The organism is Paenalicyclobacillus ferrooxydans, from assembly GCF_001399675.1.
In the GTDB taxonomy this organism is placed as follows: Bacteria; Bacillota; Bacilli; order Alicyclobacillales; family Alicyclobacillaceae; genus Alicyclobacillus_B; species Alicyclobacillus_B ferrooxydans.
In genome coordinates, this window is the sequence record NZ_LJCO01000107.1 from 1 (window position 1) to 15,721 (window position 15,721).

A 15,721-nucleotide genomic window follows, 5' to 3' on the forward strand; every position below is an offset into this window, starting at 1 on the left:
GAAGTCCCTGATACGAGCGGTTATAAAGAAAATTGAAGTCGAACCCAATCGGAAGGATATTAAGAAAATCACCTTCTGGTTCGACTATGACGACGCTTTACTACTTAGTAAGACGGGGGGAACCGTATCACAAGTAAATGCAACCCTTTTCGCGGTTGATGGCTCGCAAAAGCGGGAAGGCCCGATGCACGAGCCCAAACGGCATACACAGGTTTTGATGAACATTAGTGGAAGATTCTGCGAAGGATTCGGTCAAAGGCGTCCGAGACAGGCTGCTTGTCGTTTCTCACTTTCACCTTGGTAGGGCCAAGGCTGGCCGTCGCTTCGAACGTTTTCTTGGATTTCGGTGTGGGCTTACGTGTCTGCACTTTAGTCACCTCCTTTCCAGTACAATGGTTTCTCTTGTCACAGAGAGAGTGTCAGCGGAAACACCCCCTCACAATTAAACGCCCCCTCCGGCGAACCGGAGGGGCCTTATCTTAAAAAACTCTGTTGTATCCTTTCGTCAATCTGAAGCCCAATCTTGTCTATCTTGCCTCGGTCCACCGTGATCCTTCGGATGAGCAGGTGAAGCAGTGCCTTCTGCCTGTCCGGTGGGGAGGAGTCCAACAGTCGGTCAAAATACGAAAGGATGGCCTTCACGACAACCAGAGGAACAGGAGCGGTTCCGTGCCCGTCTAGCTTAAACGATAGCTCCGCCCTTCTCGATGACAAGCGGTCGAACTGTTCCTTGAGTTCGTTCAGCCGGGTCATTAACGCGTCCTTGTCAATTCCGTCCTCCTCAAAAAGGCTGTACAGTTTAGCCTGCTTCGCTTTGAGGCCGTCGAGCGTCTTTTCTACCGACTTCAATCCAAGCTCCAATGGCTTGGTTCCGGCGGATCGCTTCTCGTTAATCTTTCCGGCGACGTCACGCAGGATGGATGGTTTAGTCAGGGCCGAACGCAGTCGGTCTGTGAAAAACATCTCTGCATGGTCGGCGTTGGCTCCGTTTGACTTGCAGACCGCACTCCCTTTCGTGTGGAAACTGCCGCAAACGTAGTACCTCCGAATGACCACTGAGCCGTCTGCCCGCTTCTTCTTGTTCCTGTGTGCGACCATCCCTTAGCCGCACTGTGGGCAACGCATGATTCCGGTCAGAGGGTACCTGCCAGAGAAGACACGGGATGGCTTCCCACCCTTCACGTCGTAGAGGGGCCCGTACCTTGTCCAAAAGCTCCCGGTCGATGATTGGGGTGTGATTTCCCACGAGGATGGGGTTCTTGTTGGTTCCCTTTCGGAGCTTGGTCGACCAGCCCGGAGCGATCTCTTTGGCAAGCGACCCGATTCGTGCCAACGTCAAGTACGAGAAGGCGTTCACGTTCCGCCCGACGGTCAAGATGGTGTTTGCGGCAAACAACCTGCCTTACAGCCGTGACCGCTCCTCAGGTTTTCTGCAGGGCATGATCGTGCTCCCATTCAACCGCAAGTTCCTTGGCTCGAAGGCAGACAAGGGACTCACAGAAGCGCTGCTTCCGGAGTTTCCGGGCGTACGGAACATGGCACTTACGGGGCTGGCGAGGCTCCGGTCCCACGGCTACGTGTTCACCGAGTCGGCGGCGGTTGAAGCCGCACTGGACGAGTTCAAGGCCAATCTGAGCCTGGTGTTCGCGTTCGTGGGAGAGTGCTTCACGGTGAACCCGGAAGGGAGAGCCAGCCACAGGTCGGTGAGTGACGCGTACACGAAGTGGTGCCGCACGAACGGGCACGAGAACTCGGGCGGCATCCCTCACAAGAAGTTTTGGGAGAGTTTCCGGACGGCCTGCAGGGAGGAACGGATCGAAATCGGCCACGACAAGAGCAACGGAGCTGACCAAGTTGTCGGCGTCACGCTCAAACCAGAACGTAGCTGGAGCGATAGCGAAGTGCGACAACCTAGCAAAGAGATGGAATAGACGTTCCGAAGCGTCGAGGGGTTCGCCCAGCTCCGCCGAGGTCACACCAACAAAACGGAGATCTCCGAGTGGTGGAGGTTTTGAAAAAGAACGAAGGGAGTAACAAAAAGTCCCCCCTGCCCGAAAAAAACGTAGTCCAAGAAAAAGCCCACGGCGAACTTCCACTCTCCGCCACTGCATGTGGTTTGGGCATGAGCAGGAGGAACATAGACTTGTTGTTGTGCGAGCGCTCTAAACCCTGTTGTGTTCTATTGACAGTGTATTTTTGTTCTTTATAATGAACTATATGACAATGATTGGAGGTTAATCGTTGGACATCAGCGTGATTATTCCAACTTTCAATGAATTTGAGAATGTTGGTCTTATAACTACGAAGATACGAGAATCGCTTAGTGTATCGGAAAAGACATTTGAAATTTGGTTTATAGATGATAGCACAGATAACACGCAAAAGCGGCTAGATGAATTATCTAAGACTTACACAGAGGTTCATTACATTCACCGCGATTGCAAGTCCGGACTAGCTACTGCAGTCGTTGAAGGCTTTTCTCATTCATCGGGGACGTACATCGTCGTGATGGATGCTGATCTCCAGCATCCACCGGAACTTTTGCCAAAAATTCTTGAGACCCTGGATAAGGGAACAGAGGTAGTAATACCTAGTCGCTTTATTGATGGCGGTTCTGACGGTGGTTTGAACAACTTAAGGAAACTGGTCTCCTGGACCGCCAGAGTGATAGGGAGATTAACCATCCAAAGGCTAAGGAACATCTCTGATTGTACGGGTGGATATTTCGGCATTAACAGAAAGGTTATTGAAGGCGTGACTCTAGACCCCATCGGATGGAAAATCCTTATGGAGGTACTCGTTCAGGGAAACTACTCTACTGTTCATGAGGTACCCTATAAGTTCGTTCAGAGAAGCGTTGGCGAATCTAAGATGAGTCTTCAGGAACAATGGAACTATTTGAGACATGTAGTTCGAATGGTGCGACGTAGCCCGGAGGACCGTCGATTTTTAATGTTCTGCTTGGTTGGTGCGACGGGGGTATTAGTTAACTTAATTGTTCTAGCCATTCTACTTCGGCTCTTTCACCATCATTATGCCGCGTCTTCAGTGGGGGCCTCACTGATAGCAATGGGGAGCAATTTCTTTTGGAACGACAGATTCACTTGGAAAGGGTACACCCATAACACAATGTGGAGACGCATATTGAAATTCCCAACATTTGTTGCAATCTCAGCTTTGGGAATTGGGGTAACGGGCTTATTCGCCCAAATAGCGGTATGGCTCCACTGGAATGAACTTGTCGGGCAATTTGTTGGAATTATAGTTGCAACGGCTTGGAGTTACTGGGCAAATAATAGGTTTACTTGGTCGGGGAACGAAGGGAAGTTAAAAAAGATTATTGTAACAAGAAATGCCAGTTCCACTTAAAGGCTTATGTGTTACAAGTTGAGATTTCAATATTGGACTTTCATAAAAATCAATGCCATAGAGGTGTCAAAATGAACAGTAGTCTTCTAGTTCATAAAAAATCTCGAACTACAATAGTAACAATAGCTTTTCTTATCTTATTAGTTGGCTTCTTGGCCCGATTTATTCATAGTGCATTTTTTACGACTCGGGATTTCTCGGCATTTTGGATAGCTGGGAAAGCGCTAAACCTTGGTCTAGACCCATATAGTGCACTGTCCAAAATTCCGTTACCTATAGAATTAACTGGGCATACCATGGATTTCGTCAGTCCGATATTTCTGGCAGAGTTGATGCGTTTGTTTGCGTTCATGCCTTTTCACATTGCAAAGTTAATTTGGTTGGTCATTTCTTTGATTTTAATGATACTTAGTCTCTTAATCATCATGGAGATTTCCAATATACCGCGGAGTTATTTCTCTCTTATGATTGGAGTAATGAGCTTAATTTCGTTTAATCCCATCATATTTATCTTCGATAATGGACAAACAGACATGGTTGTAGTTTTCTCTTTGCTGCTGAGCTGGATGTTGATGCGGCGTAAGAAGTTATTTTTATCGGGGTTGGTCCTTTGTGTCAGTTTCATTAATCCACATCTGGTTCTGGGTGTCGTGGTTTACTACATTTATCGTATAGTGACTCGACGGGAAACTGCTCTGCTCATGGGACTCGCGGTCGGTGGAATATGTCTTATTATCGTTTCGCTTCCTTACACTCATTATGTGTTTGAATGGATACGCACCATTCTGCCGGACAAGCAGCAGTGGGCATTGACTGCTTCAGGTCAGATAACATGGCTTAATCTATTGCACGAATTGCTTGGACCTTACAAAACATATGCTAAGGGATTAGTAGGAATAATAGATATTGGAGCATTGCTGTTGTCTATTAGGTCTTGGCATAGTTCAAAAGGAAGAGAACTCGACTTAGATTTTGGGATAGCAATTACGCTTGGCCTGGTGACAACAACGTTCGCTTTCAATCAAGACTATTCCGTGCTAATCTTAATATTCCCTATAATAGTTCGCCTTCGTAAAATGCAAATTTCTGAAAACATAGTCGCTTTTCTAGTCCTATGTAACTCTTTTCTATATTCAGGCATAACTGGGTTCCTCACTCCACTGCATCAATTATTGCTGGAAGTGACTGCGCCAATCATCTTAGTACTTGCCTTACTTTTTACCACGCAAGGTGACCGCTCTGAGAAACAAAGAAAATTTGCATGGGCCTTTGTTTGGCTCTTTCTCACCCTAGGAGGATACGCAATTTCATTGGAGTTCAGATCTATTATAGTTCAACAAGTGTTAGTTCTCGTAGGGCTACTGTCATTCATGAGTGCTCTTTGTCGTTCTTACCCGAGCGATAATGGTTCGCTACAAAAGCCTTTAGAGAAACTTGTTCGTCCTAATACTATCTGAGTTAATAAAAATCAAAGATAGAGGGATAAGGGAGCCATATGATTACTGCTCAGTAAATACCGTAGGCCAGCTTCACAACAGATTTTGAAAAAATGGGAAGAAGACGAATGGATAGTGCCTGTCATTGACGAGTGCGTTGCGAGACAAAAGCGCTTATCAGTGTTAAGTATTCAAGCAACATAACGAATTGCGAAAGGGGGGTTTGCATGTGTGAGGTTAGTGTCATTGTGGCCGTTAAGAACGGAGAAAAATTTATGGAACGAACATTAGACTCAATTCTTTCGCAGACGTTTCGAGACTTTGAGGTGATTATCGTTGATGATGGCTCAACTGATCAAACTCTTCAAATTGCGGAGAGATATTCAAACGAATATGAAAAGGTGCAATTGCTTAATAATCCTGGTCCGCATGGCAATGCAGGAGCCTATGCAAAATCTTACGGAGTAATGAACGCGAGAGGTAATTGGATAGCAATTTGTGATGCAGATGATTTGTGGTCAGAGGATAAATTACAACGACAAATCGACTTCCGAAACAACTGGTCGCATCGAGAACCATTAGCAATCATAGGAACGGCTGGGTATATTGTTAATGAAAAAGATCGCATTATGGCGGACCTAGACGCGAATCCCAAAACATATTCAGAGTTCAAGTCGCTGAGGAAGAATTACCAACCTATCGTACTACATCATTCCTCTGTGCTGTTTGATAAGCAGCTCTTCATCAAGGTCGGGGGCTATACTGATACGTACACTGGAGCCGAAGACACTGAGCTTTGGACCCGCATGGCTGATCATGGCGTAGCGCTTAGCCTTGCAGACCAATTGTTCTCATATAGAAAACATCTTGACAGCTTCCAACTGGCCAATACGGAGAAACAAATGGTTAATTTTATGCGAATTGCAGAGAATGCCCGGAGAAGGCATAAGGGAATACTTGAGCTCAATTATGAGGACTTCGTTAACCAAATTTTTTGTAAAGAAATGTCTCTATACGAGCAGAAGGCTTTCAAGAGACGGTTGCGCGGAAAGTACTACTATAGGATGGGAGCAACGTGTGCAGCGAACAACCATTACATTCTTGGTGCACTGTATCTTTCACGAGCGATGCTGTATGACCCAAGCATTGTAACAAGTGGTGTGAAGAGAGCAATTTTTCGATAAGTCGCTACTGGCTATCGATTATCGTCGGAGGCCAGTGGTACTCAATTTCACCGTTCGGATTCATGAGGGAACGTCATTGTCATCCCTCTCTCTTATAATCGCCCTCTTACAGTGTCACTGCGGAAGAACCTGTACGTATGGGTGCCTAGAGTGTCTTGGATTGGTTCTCTCCAGTTCACGAGTTCCACACAGTCAGAGTAGCGTCCCCAACGTATGCGGAGAAGGGCTTCGTCCAACCACGGGAACGGTGGGTATGTTAAGTGGACGGTTAGACACTCGACGACTCTTGACTCGGTGGCTCGCAGAAAGTGTCCGGGAGAGGAAACTCAGTCGAGTCTTCCTCGGTGTGTTCTTCGAGCCACCTACGCAAAGCCTCGTCTGAAGGTCTTTCTCCGTTAGAGAAGAGCAAAACGGGCCTGGTGGGCCGCTCACCAGTGGTTCTAGGAATTCCATACCAGTCGGTGTTGCTCTGCTCTCCGTCGGGCAACAGAATAAAAAGCACGCTGTCGAAGTCTCGGTGGCGCATGCCCACCAGAACGTGGTCTCCGGGTTCGTCGGCGTCGGAGATGTGACACAACGACCATTGAGCTGTGTTAGTCATTTCCTTGTGTCCTCCTTTTGCCTTACCGCCGCCCTAAGGCACGGCGGTTGTATGCGTTGTGTGCGTCGCAAACGCAAAAGACCCAAGCCGTTAGCCTTGGGTTCTGGGGGTTAAAACAGGATTTGTGTCCGATGCTAGGTGCTGTTTGGCTTTTCGGGACCCAACGGTGAGAAAAGGTTGCACTTAGAGGCGTTACGGTGAACCCTATCATTAAATAAATGCATCGTGTATCTACGTTGAAGCTGATCTTTGACAGTGCCATAGTCGCAGCAACGGATTGGTATTTTGCTCCTTCATGATTCGTTCGCTGCGGCCAGTCGGTTTCTCAGGTTCTGCAACATTGTCCATCTGCGGTGCTTTGCGGGAGCGAATATGGAAGCCCCCTACTCATCGTCGTTAACGCTTTCTGTACCGTTTCTGTGTCGCCCATTCTCTTGAATCCGGTGAGTAGAACCCGATGCTACTCCGTAACCCTCGTTGCCACGCCAAGGGCACCTGTCGATGCATGCCGTGACGCTGGCCGTGACTACATAACTGCCAGTTGGAAATGATGGCTTCAAGACAAGGAATCACGAAGCGGAGTTTTACGAAATACGTGACAAATTACTTTCCACGGCAAACTGGCCAGAAAGCCGACCTACCCGAACAAATAGAGTATGTGGCGGAACTTGAGCGTGCACTACCTGCGGTTGTTTGCAGATGAGCGCTACAACCGAGGGTCCAACATTTGCAAGGGCTTATGAAGTCTTATACGAACAATGCATCGATCTTCGCAACTCTTACGTTGGGGCGAGGGGGATCCTTGGACAAATAATTGAGGATGAGCGAACCGATATACGTAGATTTTGAATCGTACTGTGAATACGTTTTGGAATGTTCGGTCCAGTGAAATCGACACAGAAGTGTCTTCACACTTTGGAAATTAAACCTGTCTACCATCATCATGAATTCCCTGAATAGTTCTGCGGGTGGTTTTGCGTTCCTGGAGGTCACTTCCATGAAAGGAGCAGGAACGGGGTGATCCATCTCAACCATCGGCGAGAGTTGAGTTGGAGAACGCTGTCAAGTTGCTAGAAATGGTAGCGAGAATGCGCGCAGCCAAAAGACCACCCAACAGCTTGACGGCAAGCGTGGTCTACGGGGGCAAGTGAATTCTTCGACCTCTAGTTAACTTACGATATGCATGACCATGTGCGTTTGGTATTAGCGGAACAGAACGCATTATGTTGCCAAGCAAAAGTACACCCTCATGAAAGTATTCATGGTACCAAGCGGAGACCATCCAGAAGGTGATTCAAGGGTGGACGAGCCCAACGCAGGGTATGAACCAACAACTGGCAACGTAACACCCATAAAGCAAACCAACAAGGCCACCGACACAGATTCAACAGTTGGTAACCGCAGAGGGACGCTATGTCGTATTTTTTGAGTCGCGTGTCGGCCACAGCGTCCCGAAAAAGCCAAAGACCGCAATACCCATCGTATCAATGTACACATCGTACAGGCGTCCATCACGACCGAACGGAATCTGCAACAGTTCCGTCGTAACTGCAAATAGGAATGCGAGGAATGGTGACAGGTTCGGGCGCCTGAATGACAGGGTGATGAGTAAGTCCAGGATGCCAAAACCAACAAAATGGCCAGCTTTTGTAATAATCCAGCCACGGTTGTTTAGATGGGCATAAAAGTCCATTGCGAAGAATTGTGACCAGTGCGGCCGTGGGTCAAGATGAAAGCTTAGGGAAGAAAGATGCATCAGGGCCACCACACTTGATGCAAACACGCCAATCAATAATAACAAACACCAGAGTAGCAGCAGTAAGAGGAAGCCAATATGAATTTTTCGCGCTGTTGTTGGTTCCGCAGTTGCTGTTCGCGAGCTTGTTTCAGTTGACATGACGATGCCTCATTCCGAGCGAATTGGTTTCCAATCAAAATTGGGCTGAGATGTCTCAGCCCTCTTCTTCCTTTAGCTCCTGAACAGGGGCGTTAACCACCGTTCCATCTTGGTAGTGACCCTTCACATAGCCATTCATCTCAAACACTTTATCGAGATGTATGGAATGTCCGCGAAACATGACAGGAATAATGCTTGGTGATGCGATAATGTCTTTTGCTCGTTGAATGTCTATCGTAAGCACCCCTTAACCGTGAAATGACTACTTATATCAAGGATGCTTAAAAACAAAGGAAGTATGCAGGAACACGAAATGTCTCAACCAGTTTCCTTGGCCGATTTTCGTCTTCGAGAGGGCTTTATTTTGTACTCCGCGACGGTTCCGAGAACAGGTATATTCAAGAACTTAGACAGATCTGCTTCAGTCTTAATCCTCATATCAAGATATTCTCGGACAAAAGCGATGCCAAGTGCCAAAATGAGCCCAATCGCGGACGACATAACAATGGTCTTTTTCGAACTCTTGAACGTCGGAGGAGCAGTGCTGCTTGCTGGATTGATGATGCGCGCACTGGGGAGTTGAAAGACGCTTCCTTGATCAACCAAGGTTTGTGCAACGTCATTGGCCACGACGGCAGCAAACTGCTGATTGGGGCCAGTGGACGTAATGTAAATCAAGTTTCCACTGCTGTTGGCCTGAATCAAACTACCAATTTCTGAGGGGACCAAACTTAGTGTTGGGAATTGCTGAACCACAGCTTGGTCGAACGCCTGGCTTGTCACAATTGCAGACAAAGTCGTTGAGTCCAATCCGGAGGTTGGCGATGCGGACGAGGTAGTAAGCATGGTCGCCGTGGCCAAGTAGGTTGGCCTTTCCGATTTGTGTGCGTAGTAATACGTCACCGCACCTGCAATAAGCGGCATAAGGAGAACTAGCCAAACGCTTCGCCGGATAATTCTCCAATACTCCCGAAGTTCCATAAGTGATGCCTCCTGTCGTTAGTCAGCTACAGTTAGATATCGCTTGAACCATAATAATAGGAATGGTCGTTTTCAAAAGAACCGCGGTTCAGAATACCTCCGATAATGGTTCCATTGACTTTGTGGAGTTCTTTCAACGCTCGTTGAGCAACCAGACGATTGGTAGTTCTTCCGTCAACCACGAAAACGATGCCGTCTACATTCCTGCTCAACACCAATGGGTCGCTTACAGGAAGGACAGGCGGGGCATCAAAAACCACCAAGTCGTATTTGGACTTTAACCTATTCACCAGAGAAGTGAACGCTAAGCTGGATAGGAGGCTCGGAGAGTTGAGTCCGACGGCCCCGCTGGGCAACACGTGTAACCCTGGAATTTCAGTCGGGACAATCACGTCTTGAGCGTCACATCCCTGTCGAAGGACCTTAGTAAGTCCTTCTTCATTCGCAACCCCAAATCGTTGGGCAAGTTGTGGGTGGCGCAAGTCGGTGTCTACAAGAAGCACCCGCTTAGAAGCTTGAGTCGCAACGATGGCAAGGTTTGCGGCTGTTGACGTTTTTCCTTCTCCTGGGTGCGCACTTGTGACCATGATGCTCTTGACGTTTATGGACAGCAACTCGATATTGGTAAGTATGCTTCTATACGATTCTGCATAAGAGGACTCCGGGTGCGTTTGGGAGATTGGCCAAGCTCGAGATGTCTTAACAGGCAAATCATTCACTCCGATCTATGTTCTTTATAAAGAACAACGGTTATTATAGTACTTGTAAATGCTGGCCAAGTCAATGTTCAATATTGAAAACGAGCTAAAAGGGAAAGTTCTTGCGAGGCAGTGATTTGCGATCCGTTTGTCTGCTATAATTGTACACAATAACGCACGATAATACTACCTACTAGGTTTAGGAATTCTGTCTGTAAGTAAAGCCAGACGAACCCTTTCATTGAGTTTGGCTGATTTAGACGGATTTCCGGCAGTAAAAGTAATCAACAATGGTGCACAGTCGGTCTGGTTGACGTGTGCCAACAATAATCGGATGTGTTGTGCTTAAATAAGAACAAATCTGGTATTCCGTGTTTCAGGGAGGGCGACTCGTTGAGAGTTCTGGCAACAGGTATGGAATGGTTTCATGAAAATCCAGGGGGATTACCCCGCTATTTCGCAGACTACTTAGACGCGTGGCGTCGTCATGATGGCGATTTTAAAGCGGTTGTTCAGGTACGAAACCGCGCAACACTCCAAGACCTGCCGACGGACGTACGTGGAGTGTACTCAGAGCAAACAGATACCTTATCGATACGTCGACTGTGGAAAACAGAGATTGGGGCAGAATTAGGGCAGGGAAAGTATGATGTTTGGAATCCTCACTTTGCGTATTACGCGTGGGGGGCCATGAGTCACCCGGCCTTGCGTGATATGCCAGTCGTGACTCATTTCCATGGTCCCTGGGCTTATGAATCCGCTGTAGAGTACAGCGGTGTCCTCAAGCAAGTTCGATTTATGCTGCAGAAGAATATCGAGAGGCGCGTTTACCGACAGAGTGACCGCTTTATTGTGCTCAGTGAATCATTCAAACAAATCCTGATTGACAACTACCATGTGCCTCCTCGTCAGATTCATGTCATTCCAGGAGGAGTGGATGTTGACAAATTTCACCCGGTGACCGACAGAGAGAAAGTTCGTTTTGAACTGGGGTTGCCAACACATCGAACCGTTTTAGTCTGTGTTCGCAGATTAGCACGTCGAATGGGTTTAGAAAGGCTCATTCAAGCGGTGTCTAGTTTAGCGAAGGACTTTTCAGAGATACTTCTGGTGGTTGTTGGTACGGGAGAACTGGCAAGCGAGCTGAGAAGGTTGGTTGATGAGTTGCATCTTGAGAAACATGTCATATTTGCCGGGCGTGTTTCAGATGACAATCTCACGAAATATTATCAGGCTGCCAATTTCTCTGTTGTACCAAGTATATCGTTCGAGGGGTTTGGTTTGGTTACGACGGAATCACTGGCGTGCGGGACGCCGGTTGTTGGCACGCGTGTCGGCGGAACCCAGGAAATTCTCCAGGGATTGAGCCCAAATCTCTTGGTTTCTGGCACAGAAATTTCAGACCTCGTCGAAGGTCTCGGAACAGTTTTGAGTCATCCATCGGAGATGCCTGGGCCAGAGCGATGCCGGGAATATGTCTTAGAAAATTACACGTGGGATGTCATTATTCCACAAATCCAAAGCGTGTTTCATTCAGCTATTGGAGTATCTGCCAAACAGATGGCGTACGTTGCTGCCGAGAGGTAGAGCTACGCGGGTTTGTTGGGCTCGAGTCCGAGGAGTTGGGTGCTCCGGCTGCTTGTGAGTAAGAAAGGAGGTTCACGAATGAGTATGAGAAAAACAATTGTGCTTGTTGCTAATGATGTTGGCGGAGTCGGCGGCATGGAGAAGCACCTTGAAGAGATGATTCACCGCATGAAACGTGATTACGAGGTCGTTGTGGTCGCTTCGACATTGCGCCTAAAGGATAAGGAAGGGGTGCGGTTTGTCCGCGTACCTGCACCTCATCGACCTTTTCCGCTGATGACGCTCGTTTTCTCTATCTATGCGTCAATTCGTGTGTGGTTGTTAGGGAAGAACGTCATCGTCCATACCACCGGTGCCATCTTGCTGACGAAGGCCGACGTATCTACTGTCCACTTTTGTCACGCGGGGTGGCAACAGGCCGTTGGCGACAGCCACAGTTTTCCTTCCCGGTTGCACAGGATAAACCATCTGATTGGGATGAAAATCAAATTATGGATGGAAAAATTAAATTACCGACCAGAACAGACCAAGTACCTCATTCCGGTATCGCAGCGTGTCGGCCAGGAGCTTGCGGATTTCTACCCATATCCAGATGGCAAGGTTAAGGTTGTACCGAATGGTGTAGACGTGGACCGATTCTATCCGGCCACCCAGATGGAGAAGAGAAAACTGAGACTGCAACATGGTATGCCTGGTAGTGGAATGTACCTGATTTTTGTCGGCGGGGATTGGGAGCGAAAAGGACTTCGATTCATGCTTGAGGCATTTAATGATCTCGCTCCCTCCCACCCAACTCTCCATGCTTTAATTGTTGGTTCCGGAGATGTGGATGGATTCTCCCAATCCGTTCGAGAGATTTACAGAAACCGTGTTCACTTTGTTGGTAGGCAAAGCAACCCTGAAATTTGGTACCGGATGAGTGACATCTTTGTTTTTCCATCTAACTATGAAGCCTGTTCTCTCGCCGTGTTAGAGGCTGGGGCAAGTGGCTTAGCCATGGTTGTCGCGAATGTGGGAGGGGCGGAAGATGTGATTGAGCACGGGATTACGGGGTACTTTGTGGAGCGAGATAAAGACAATATTACACGAACCCTGCAACGTATACTTGGCTCTCCGGACGAAGTAAAACGGTTGGGAAAAGCCATCCGAACCCGTATTGAGGCTTACACCTGGGATAAAACGTACCGATCGTTTGCTGCACTGTATAAAGAAATTACCGATAGTGAAACGAGAAACTTGAGTGATAATCCACTGCTCAGCAGGGGTTGATGGGTTGGGAGGAAACGCACGTGCCAGAGACTGCAATGTCCATGGATGCAGCGGTTAAACCACACAGAAAAAAGGTACTCGGTTTTGCGACTCAAGGAAGCCAAAGTAACGATGCTGTGCGTCTGTCGATGTTACTGAGTACCACTGGAGTGGAGATGTATCCGTTCGAGAAGTCACGAAGAATGCAGTCATTCCGTAAGTTGCTAAAGCATTTAAAGACTTCTCGCCCAGACCTCGTCGTGATGGAAGGGACCGGAATTGCTGGAGGGCTCGCTGTAATTTTGGCCAGAGTACTCTTTGGTACTCGCTACGTAGTGAGCAGCGGGGATGCGGTCGGTCCGTTCGTTCGTATGTTTCACCCAGTCATTGGGATTCTGTTTGCCGCATACGAGCGAATCCTGTATCGCCTGGGGGCGGGGTTTATTGGTTGGACTCCGTATTTAACGGGCCGGGCATTGACATTTGGTTGTCGGCGAGCCATGACAGCACCCGGATGGGCACCTTTCGTGAGAACATCACAGGAGATGAACCAAGCACGAGAGACGGTTCGTCAAAGACTTGGAATCTCGGATGATACCATTGTATTTGGCATTGTCGGCTCATTAGACTGGAACGAAAGGGTTGGTTACTGTTACGGGGCAGAACTTGTACGGGCCATTTTAAAGATCTCCCGTCCTGACGTGGCCATACTTGTGGTAGGAGAAGGTGATGGCAGGCATCTCCTCGAAGAAATGGCTGGTGATAGTCTCAACCAACAGGTGTTCTGCGTCGGGCGAGTGGCTCGTGACGAGGTTCCCAATTATCTTGCTGCAATGGATGTAGCCAGCTTGCCACAGTCTGTTGATGGGGTCGGAAACTTTCGCTATACCACAAAGATCAGTGAATATACTGCGGCTAAACTGCCCATTGTAACTGGTCAACTGCCGATGGCGTATGACTTACCGATAGAATGGTTCTGGCGTATTTCTGGAGCGTCCCCTTGGAATGAACGATACATTCAATCTCTTGCAGATTTCATGAATCACGTGACCCAAGATGACATTGCCAGAAAGCGACAAAAGATGAGAGATGGCGAGTTCTTTCATAAAGAGGGGCAGATTCACAGCACAGGTGAATTTATTGCCAACCTGTTGGACGAAATAGAGGTTGATCGACAAAATAGTTGATTTCGTACTGCGTTGTTCTTTATAATGAACAATAAGGAACGGAATATCGGCTTAGAACTCGCGTTGTTTCAGTTTTAGGGGGCTAAGTATTGCTGTTAAGAATTCGGTATCCAGTTGGTTTAAAGACGGTTTTTCTTAAAGTGACTCTTGTCGCTATAACCATCGGAATGAGCCTGTACGTTGGACACTCGGTGTTACACCCGGCAAGCATCCGCACCCTCCTTGGGCTGACAATGCTGTTTTTGACACTCGCCATTAGCATCACACGGCCAAACGCAAGCATCATTCTTGTGATGGTGTACCTTCCGCTGCTTGGCTTGATTCGCCGAATTCTGATTCCTATTGCTGGATGGGGCTCCTTCGATCCGCTCGTACTCGTGGGTCCCTCTGTGGCGCTTCTGACCGGATCATATTGGTTTTACCGATACCTGTTCCTGCGTGAACCGCTACTCAACGACACTCCAGTATTCAAACTGGTTCGGTGGATGGTGCTCATTGACTGTGTGGAAATCGTGAATCCCAGGCAAGGAAGCCCCATGGTCGGTATCATGGCCATCATCTTCTACGTAGCACCATTGTTTTGGATGGTGACAGCGCGTACGGTGATGACAGAGCGAGCGATGAAGGTAATTATTCACACCGTGTTTGTGATGGGTATTGTCGCAGCACTCTATGGCCTGAAGCAAACATATTACGGTTTCTATCCATTTGAGAATGACTGGATTGCTATCGTAAAGATTACCGCCCTGCACGTGGGCAACCAGTACCGTGCACTGTCGACGACGGATAATCCGCAAGAGTATGCAGAATTTTTGGCTCAGTCTATCTGCGTGGGGTGGTTATATGTGCTCCGTGGAAATCTGCTCGCAAAAATCTATGGATTAGTGGGCGCCTCTGTGATTGGATGGGCATTATTTATGGAGTCTGCACGTGGACCCCTTATCTTGGCGGCTGTTGCAATTGCTGTGCTAACAGTCATGTCCGGAAAGACACCGCAAATTAAAGTGATTTTGGGCATAGTTGTATCCCTTGTATTGGTTGGTGTGCTCGTCAAAATAAATCATATGCATTCGACTAGTAATGCACTGGTAGAACACCAGATTGCGGGTATCACTGGGCAAAATTCAACGTTGAGTGGTCACATTTCTACATCATTTGCAGGGATATGGAGAGGAGCCAAGTCTGTCATTGGCTACGGACTTGGAAGTACCACGACTGCTGCGAGTAAATTTTCTTCTGCGAATACGGGAACAGAAGCAGACTTTAGCAATATGTTTGTTTCTGACGGTTTGGCTGGTGGTATCATCTACCTTATTTTGATGGTGCGCATGTTGATATTGGCGTTTAGAGTTGCTCTGACGCGCTCCTTAATTGGCTTGTTTGGGCTTGGGGTGCTGCTTGCGACATTTGAACAATGGATTAACGGAGAACTCTACGTGACGGCTACTGTAGTGTGGATTGCTGTTGGGTACTTGGACAGGGTAAACGCAGACCAGCGCTATGCTGGGCCATTGACAGCGAACTCTGGATGAG

The 15,721-nt window shown here is 47.9% G+C and carries 15 protein-coding genes; 8 read left to right on the plus strand and 7 right to left on the minus strand.

From position 1 onward, the window contains the following. Positions 1-224: 224 nt before the first annotated feature. Both AN477_RS24875 and AN477_RS22685 read right to left on the minus strand, forming a co-directional pair. Complete coding sequence (locus AN477_RS24875; RefSeq protein ID WP_157062133.1) at positions 225-368, minus strand: hypothetical protein; 144 nt, start codon at positions 366-368, stop codon at positions 225-227. 106 nt (positions 369-474) lie between these two features. After that, positions 475-1,098 (minus strand): recombinase zinc ribbon domain-containing protein, encoded by a 624-nt coding sequence (locus tag AN477_RS22685; protein ID WP_054971453.1) that lies wholly within the window; start codon positions 1,096-1,098, stop codon positions 475-477. Between the two features lie 209 nt (positions 1,099-1,307). On the opposite strand from AN477_RS22685, the gene AN477_RS22690 reads away from it, so the two are divergent. The 4 genes from AN477_RS22690 (at position 1,308) to AN477_RS22705 (ending at position 5,989) form a co-directional block, all read left to right on the plus strand. Then, positions 1,308-1,931: a primase-like DNA-binding domain-containing protein gene (locus AN477_RS22690; protein ID WP_169787945.1), complete on the plus strand. Its 624-nt coding sequence runs from the start codon at positions 1,308-1,310 to the stop codon at positions 1,929-1,931. A 310-nt stretch (positions 1,932-2,241) separates the two neighbouring features. Next, positions 2,242-3,369 (plus strand): glycosyltransferase, encoded by a 1,128-nt coding sequence (locus AN477_RS22695; RefSeq protein ID WP_054971455.1) that lies wholly within the window; start codon positions 2,242-2,244, stop codon positions 3,367-3,369. A gap of 71 nt (positions 3,370-3,440) precedes the next feature. Further along, the gene (locus tag AN477_RS22700; RefSeq protein WP_054971456.1) at positions 3,441-4,826 is read left to right on the plus strand and encodes a glycosyltransferase family 87 protein; all 1,386 of its coding nucleotides are present in this window, start codon (positions 3,441-3,443) and stop codon (positions 4,824-4,826) included. 206 nt (positions 4,827-5,032) lie between these two features. Further along, positions 5,033-5,989, plus strand: a complete 957-nt coding sequence (locus tag AN477_RS22705) for a glycosyltransferase family 2 protein (RefSeq protein ID WP_054971457.1) — start codon at positions 5,033-5,035, stop codon at positions 5,987-5,989. Between the two features lie 268 nt (positions 5,990-6,257). Here the strand turns inward: AN477_RS22705 and AN477_RS22710 are convergent, their stop codons facing one another. The 5 genes from AN477_RS22710 to AN477_RS22730 all read right to left on the minus strand — a co-directional run bounded on the left by AN477_RS22710 (position 6,258) and on the right by AN477_RS22730 (position 10,178). Then, on the minus strand, positions 6,258-6,590 hold the full coding sequence (locus AN477_RS22710; protein WP_054971458.1) for a hypothetical protein: 333 nt from the start codon (positions 6,588-6,590) through the stop codon (positions 6,258-6,260). 1,411 nt (positions 6,591-8,001) lie between these two features. Beyond that, the gene (locus AN477_RS22715) at positions 8,002-8,487 is read right to left on the minus strand and encodes a VanZ family protein (RefSeq protein WP_054971459.1); all 486 of its coding nucleotides are present in this window, start codon (positions 8,485-8,487) and stop codon (positions 8,002-8,004) included. A gap of 55 nt (positions 8,488-8,542) precedes the next feature. After that, positions 8,543-8,731: a small, acid-soluble spore protein, H family gene (locus tag AN477_RS25980; protein WP_054971460.1), complete on the minus strand. Its 189-nt coding sequence runs from the start codon at positions 8,729-8,731 to the stop codon at positions 8,543-8,545. A gap of 74 nt (positions 8,732-8,805) precedes the next feature. After that, entirely contained in the window at positions 8,806-9,468 is a 663-nt protein-coding gene (locus AN477_RS22725; protein ID WP_054971461.1) for a YveK family protein, read from the minus strand. A 32-nt stretch (positions 9,469-9,500) separates the two neighbouring features. Then, positions 9,501-10,178 carry a CpsD/CapB family tyrosine-protein kinase gene (locus tag AN477_RS22730; RefSeq protein WP_054971462.1) on the minus strand — a complete coding sequence of 226 codons (678 nt, stop codon included), beginning with the start codon at positions 10,176-10,178 and terminating at the stop codon, positions 9,501-9,503. Positions 10,179-10,559: 381 nt separating this feature from the next. Here AN477_RS22730 and AN477_RS22735 point away from each other — a divergent pair, with 381 nt between their 5' ends. From AN477_RS22735 to AN477_RS22750, 4 genes are all read left to right on the plus strand, one after another. Beyond that, the gene (locus AN477_RS22735) at positions 10,560-11,753 is read left to right on the plus strand and encodes a glycosyltransferase family 4 protein (RefSeq protein WP_054971463.1); all 1,194 of its coding nucleotides are present in this window, start codon (positions 10,560-10,562) and stop codon (positions 11,751-11,753) included. 78 nt (positions 11,754-11,831) lie between these two features. Then, entirely contained in the window at positions 11,832-13,022 is a 1,191-nt protein-coding gene (locus AN477_RS22740; protein WP_054971464.1) for a glycosyltransferase family 4 protein, read from the plus strand. Positions 13,023-13,042: 20 nt separating this feature from the next. Beyond that, entirely contained in the window at positions 13,043-14,188 is a 1,146-nt protein-coding gene (locus AN477_RS22745; protein ID WP_054971465.1) for a glycosyltransferase, read from the plus strand. Between the two features lie 89 nt (positions 14,189-14,277). Continuing rightward, a complete protein-coding gene (locus AN477_RS22750) occupies positions 14,278-15,720 on the plus strand; it encodes a hypothetical protein (RefSeq protein ID WP_054971466.1) in 1,443 nt (480 codons plus the stop codon). The last annotated feature ends 1 nt before the right edge of the window (position 15,721 follow it).